Genomic DNA, 5,461 nt, shown 5'->3' with positions numbered 1-5,461 from the left:
TGTTCACGAAGCATTCCGTGTGATCACGCCGCAGGAAACACAGCTGGAAGCGCTGGCTGTTCACGGTTCGCTGGACGAGTAATCAGATCGGATCGGCAAACCCGCCAAATTGTCCGCGCTTGAAGATCAGGCCTTTGCCCGACCGATGCATTACGGTCTCGACCCGGCCAACAAGGATCAAATGATCGCCGGCTTCATGGCAATCGTGCAGGCTACAGTCAAAACGGGCGAGACAATCAGCTAACTTGGGTCGTCCGGCATGATCGCTTTCCCAATCAGCGTGTGAGAAATCCAGCCCGTTGCGGGCGAATTTCAATGCCTGATCCTGTTGTTCTTGCGCCATGACGTGAATGGAATAATGCTGGCACGTACTGAACGCATCGAACCGGTTGGAATCTTTGGCCAAACACCAAAGCACCAATGGTGGATCAAGCGACACCGAAGCGAATGAGTTCACGGTGATCGCGATAGGGCCGTTGGCGGCATTGGTTGTGACCACCGTCACACCGGTGCCAAAACACCCCAGGGCCTCACGAAACGCAAGGCTTTCATCCGGGCCGGGGGTAAAGGTTTTCTCGATCATCGCGCGCTCATTCAGTAGCCGCGCCTCAGGTGCCACGCTGCGCAGGGATTGTCCATGAAAAGCTGTATCCGGATTGAAGGAATTCCAATCAGTTCAGATCTTCCAGCAATCGCCCATGTTTGCGGGTTTCCTTGATGACATCGCCAAACGTGGTCATTCCGCGTGCATTCAGGATGGGTAGCATCTTTACCAAGGCTTCAGCGGTGGCGACCGCATCTCCCAAAGCCGTATGCCGAAGGGTCTCTGGAATCGTGATACCCAGCCGCTCACAAACCGCATCAAGTGTATGCGTTTCGCTGGCCCCGAACACCACTGCCGACAGCAACACAGTATCCAGGATTGGATGAGACCACTCGACATCCATCCTCTTCGAATGGCGGTGTAGAAACGCCATGTCAAAGGGTGCGTTGTGGGCAACGATAACGGCATCGCGAGCAAAGTGGTGGAACATGCGACCAGCTTGCGCGATTTCGGGGGCACCCTGAACCATTTGGTCACTGACTTTGTGGACTTTGGTCGAGGCAGCCGGGATCGGAATCCCCGGGTCAACCAGAGTATTCAATTGCTCGCCTTCGACGATCTTTCCTTTGACCACACGAACTGCGCCGATCTGAACGATTTCGTCCTTATGGGGCAACAATCCGGTGGTTTCAGTGTCGAACACCACAAAGCACAAATCTGACAAGGCGCGGTTTTCAAACGCCTCATCACTGGGCGTCTCGAGCAGATCAAAGTCATAGACCAGTGGGCGCGCAGCTTCGGGTGGTATACGCGCGACGCTGTCTTCGAAAATCAGCATGTATCCTGGTGCATCGCCCAAGGGCTTCATGCGCACGGTATAGGTCTGCATTCCATCAGCACTGGTCAGGGTGCAGTATACATCCAGCCCGGTTTTGATGAGCTTGGCATACGCATCCGTAAGCGGTTTTCGTTCAAGGTAGTCAAATAGGGATGCGTTCAGGCGGGGGTGCGCAATCTGTGCCAGTACACCGGCGGCCTGTGCATCATAAAGCACGATCTGATGATTCGGACTGGCCAGCAGCATGGCAACGGGGATTTCAGACAACAGGTCTGTCAGCCGCTTTTTTTCAAAGGCCAAATGCGCGGTTTCAGCAGCGACAGCTTCGGCCGTTTGCATCGCGTTTTCTGCCAATTGCTCAGCAAGCCCTGCAGCGGCAGGGGCCAGATCCCCCAGATAGCGAGCGGCCTGAAGATCCAAGTCGCTGCTGACCCCGGCATGGGCACGTGCACGAAGCTCGGCTGATAGCCGCTCAATTGGTTTGGCAACATTGTCGTCAAACAGCAGCCAGACGCCTGCAATCAGCGCCAGCAGGCCGAAGGCGATCAGGATTTCCGCAAAGATATAGGCGTTGGCAAGATCAGGGTCACCAGCACGTGCATAGCTGATCCACAAAGCAACGGAACTGATGACAAGACCGCCAAAAGCCAGCAGGCAAAAGAACAGAAATATCCTCAGACGTAGGCTCAGACGGGTCAGCATGATCAAACCCCGCAGGTGGCCTCAATGATTGGATCATCGGATGGCACTTTGATCCAGTCGGCATTCAGAAGGCGTCCATCATCGGCGAAATCGGCCCCGTCTGCCAGATTGGCCCGACGGTTTTCTGCGCAGTCTACAGCCACAGGCACTTTGGATACGGGGGCCCAGCGACCGAAGAGGTACAGGTCAACCAACCGCTCGTCAGGCACTTGCTCATGGGTGCGAACCGATACTGTGTCGATGGCTGCAAAGCGATCAATGAAGGGAACAGCGTAAGTCCAGGGACGATAGAAAGCACGGCTTTCAACCTCTTGGATTACTGCCAAACCTTCGGGCAGGGTGTCCTTTGTGCGTTTGTACCAGGAGTATTCGCTGGCGACCGTCATGCTGATCATGCCCACACCGGCGGCAACCGGCGCGGCCCAACGGGGCAGGCGGCCACCCGTCATCTTGTTCAGCACCATGACGATACCTGCAAAGGCGAGCCCTGCGAAGATTGTGCCTACCAGTTCCAGAAACATTCTGCTTCTCCGTATTTCCCGCTATCTGCGCCTTCAGTTTCCCGATTTGGCCGCCCGCAGGTCAGCTCAACATACCCTTGCCATGCCCAACCGCTGATTGCATCGTTTTTACCACGACAAATGCATCGCGTAGATGACTTCGCTCAAAGTCGGACAAGGCTGAGGGCGGCATGTAGTTGTCTGGCTTTTCACCGGATTTGACCAGTCTTACCTGATGTTCAAGCCGCGTTTCAGCAATCAGATCATACGCATCCAGCAAATCCCGAGCACCTGATGCGCTGAGCACACCCGCGCTTTCGGCAGCTTTCAGGCGGGCACGTGTGTTCGCTGGGGTCAGTTGCCCTTGCAGGCTGTAGATGCGGGCGAGATCGACCACCGGCACAACGCCGTTGTGCTTCAGATCCAGAGTATTGCGATGCTCGCCCGAACGTATCGTCGCAAATCCGCGCAACAAGCTCAGCGGTGGTGTGTGCTTTAGCGAGTTGGAGATCATATGGGCCACAAAGATCGAATTGGTGTTGGCTTTGGCAAGCGTATCTGCTTGCAGGTCCGAGAACAGCTCGAACGCACCACCGATGGGGCGCAGGTCGAACATGACGGAAGCCAGCATCTGCGCCTCGGGGTTTGGCTTGTTGATCCAACCACTAAAATAATCGCGCCAGACACGGGCAGGCTGACACCAGCGTGGGTTTGTCGCCATCATGTCCCCGGGGCAATAGAAATACCCACATGCGTCCAATCCATCAGAAACAAACTTTGCCAGAGCGTGGAAGTAGGTCATGTCGGCATCGGACACGCCGTCATCCAGTATCATGCAGTTGTCCTGGTCCGATACGCCTGTCTGTTCCTGTCGACCCTGAGAGCCGCAGGCCAGCCACAGATACGGCACCGGCGGTGGGCCCATCTTCTGTTCCGCCAAAGCGAGTAGTCGGCGCGTCACCGTGTCGGCAATATCGGTGATGAGGCGGGTCACAATCTCATGCCGGTTTCCACTAGCCACCAATTGCACCAGCAGCTGCGGTATTTCGGCTGTGACCGACGCCATTTCCTCAGCTGAATTTGCCTGCGCTATCCTGCGTACAAGCTCGGCCGAACTTACAGCTTGATAATGTGTAAGATCTGTCTGGGTCACTATGCCCACAAGCCGGCCATGGTCGGTGATGGGAATATGGCCGATGCCGCGTTCCATCATGACGTGAAGCACGTCAGAGCCGATATCTGTGGGGGACAGCGTGATCGGGTTGCGCGTCATGATCGCCGAGATTGGCGTATCTGGCGCCATCGCATCTGCGACGTACTTTCCCGAAATGTCTCGCAGGGTTGCGATACCCAGCAGGTTGTCGTCGTCGGTCACGCAAAGTGAGGATATCCCCTTGTCCCGCATCGTCCGTGCAGCGTGCTGAACTGGGGTGGAAGGGGGGCAGGTCGTTGGATCCGAGGCCATCAGAATGTCGACCGAGCTGGTGGCCAGACTTTGCGGACCAGCCCGCTCACCCCGGCTGCGGTTGAAGAATTTGGAAACGACGTCATGCCCGTCAATCAACTCACGCACCAGAGCCGGAGGCAGGACTATCAGAATGGATGGGGCATGCGCCCGCGCCTTGGTGGCGGCCTTGCCGTTTTTGAGCAGGCCCCGCTCACCGAAAGAATTACGAAGACCGAGATGGGACACGATGGCACCATTCTCATCCGTGATTTCAACCTGACCTTCATAGATGACGAATACGCCGGGCAATGTATGGCCCAGATCGTAAACTTCTGAATCCTCATCAACCTCCCAGACCTCGATCTGTTTTGCGACTTGCTCGAGCACAGGGGCAGGCAGAGCGTCATAGGGATGAACGGATTTCAGGAACCGGGTGATCTGGTCATGGGACAGGGGCATCAGATTTCTCCGGTATTCTGGAAAAATCCCGCCCGGTGGAATGCCGGGCGGGAATAGTCAGTCGAAAGACGCGGCCCTTGGAAAGTAGCCAGTGGCCGCATCATGCTCAATGGTCCTGAGCTGCGCCCGCACCACGGGGAATGCGGATGCTTTCGACCATATCTTTGATCTCCTGTGGGGTCTCCTTGGTCATGCCGGAAACCACATAGGCGACGCCGAAGTTGACCATTGCACCGATTGCGCCGAACGAGGTCGACTTGATCGGACCCAGCAGCGGGTCAGCATCGGTGAACGAGTTGGTGCCCGGAATGAACAGCCAGCCCTTGTGCAGGAAGATGTAGACCAGGGTCACGGTCAGACCGGCCAGCATACCTGCAACGGCACCGGTGTTGTTGATGCGGGTCGAGAAGATCCCCATCATCAGCGCCGGGAAGATCGAGGCTGCCGCCAGACCAAAGGCCAAGGCAACCGTCTGCGCCGCAAAGCCCGGTGGGTTCAGACCCAGATAGGTTGCAACAACAATGGCCACAGCCATTGCGATCCGCGCTGACAACAGTTCACCCTTTTCCGAGATCTGCGGGTTGATTGCACCCTTGATAAGGTCGTGGGACACAGCCGACGAAATCGCCAGCAGCAGACCTGCGGCGGTCGACAGAGCGGCCGCAAGACCACCGGCAGCAACCAGACCGATCACCCAACCCGGCAGGTTGGCAATTTCGGGGTTGGCCAGAACCAGGATATCGCGGTTGAACTTAGTCAGCTCGTTACCGACCCAGCCTTTTTCTTCGGCAAGCGCCTGCATGTCGGCATTCTTGTCGTTATAGTACTGGATCTTGCCGTCGCCGTTCTTGTCTTCCCAGTCCAGCAGGCCGGTTTTCTTCCACGTGGCCATCCAGTCATAACGCGCGTCATTGTCGATCTGTTCGACCTTCACAGCACCGCCATCAATGCCACCATTGGGCCACATCATG

General features: G+C 56.6%; 4 protein-coding genes and 1 pseudogene. All 5 read right to left on the bottom strand.

The window, feature by feature from the left end:
- Positions 1-82: 82 nt before the first annotated feature.
- Positions 83-583 carry a flavin reductase family protein gene (locus E1297_RS12715; protein WP_155138634.1) on the bottom strand — a complete coding sequence of 167 codons (501 nt, stop codon included), beginning with the start codon at positions 581-583 and terminating at the stop codon, positions 83-85.
- Positions 584-671: 88 nt separating this feature from the next.
- Complete coding sequence (locus tag E1297_RS12710) at positions 672-2,084, bottom strand: 3'-5' exonuclease (protein WP_155138632.1); 1,413 nt, start codon at positions 2,082-2,084, stop codon at positions 672-674.
- A gap of 2 nt (positions 2,085-2,086) precedes the next feature.
- Positions 2,087-2,605 carry a hypothetical protein gene (locus E1297_RS12705; protein ID WP_155138630.1) on the bottom strand — a complete coding sequence of 173 codons (519 nt, stop codon included), beginning with the start codon at positions 2,603-2,605 and terminating at the stop codon, positions 2,087-2,089.
- A gap of 61 nt (positions 2,606-2,666) precedes the next feature.
- Positions 2,667-4,490: a DUF294 nucleotidyltransferase-like domain-containing protein gene (locus E1297_RS12700; protein WP_155138628.1), complete on the bottom strand. Its 1,824-nt coding sequence runs from the start codon at positions 4,488-4,490 to the stop codon at positions 2,667-2,669.
- A 106-nt stretch (positions 4,491-4,596) separates the two neighbouring features.
- Positions 4,597-5,461, bottom strand: a pseudogene (locus E1297_RS12695) (cation acetate symporter); the annotation flags it as partial.

This window comes from Roseibium sp. RKSG952 (assembly GCF_009711355.1).
This window is presented reverse-complemented; position numbering and strand designations above follow the sequence as displayed.

Excerpts from the sequence above, each read along its gene's own strand:
- E1297_RS12715 (WP_155138634.1), bottom strand. The coding sequence starts at position 583 with ATGATCGAGAAAACCTTTACCCCCGGCCCGGATGAAAGCCTTGCGTTT.
- E1297_RS12710 (WP_155138632.1), bottom strand. The coding sequence starts at position 2,084 with ATGCTGACCCGTCTGAGCCTACGTCTGAGGATATTTCTGTTCTTTTGC.
- E1297_RS12705 (WP_155138630.1), bottom strand. The coding sequence starts at position 2,605 with ATGTTTCTGGAACTGGTAGGCACAATCTTCGCAGGGCTCGCCTTTGCA.
- E1297_RS12700 (WP_155138628.1), bottom strand. The coding sequence starts at position 4,490 with ATGCCCCTGTCCCATGACCAGATCACCCGGTTCCTGAAATCCGTTCAT.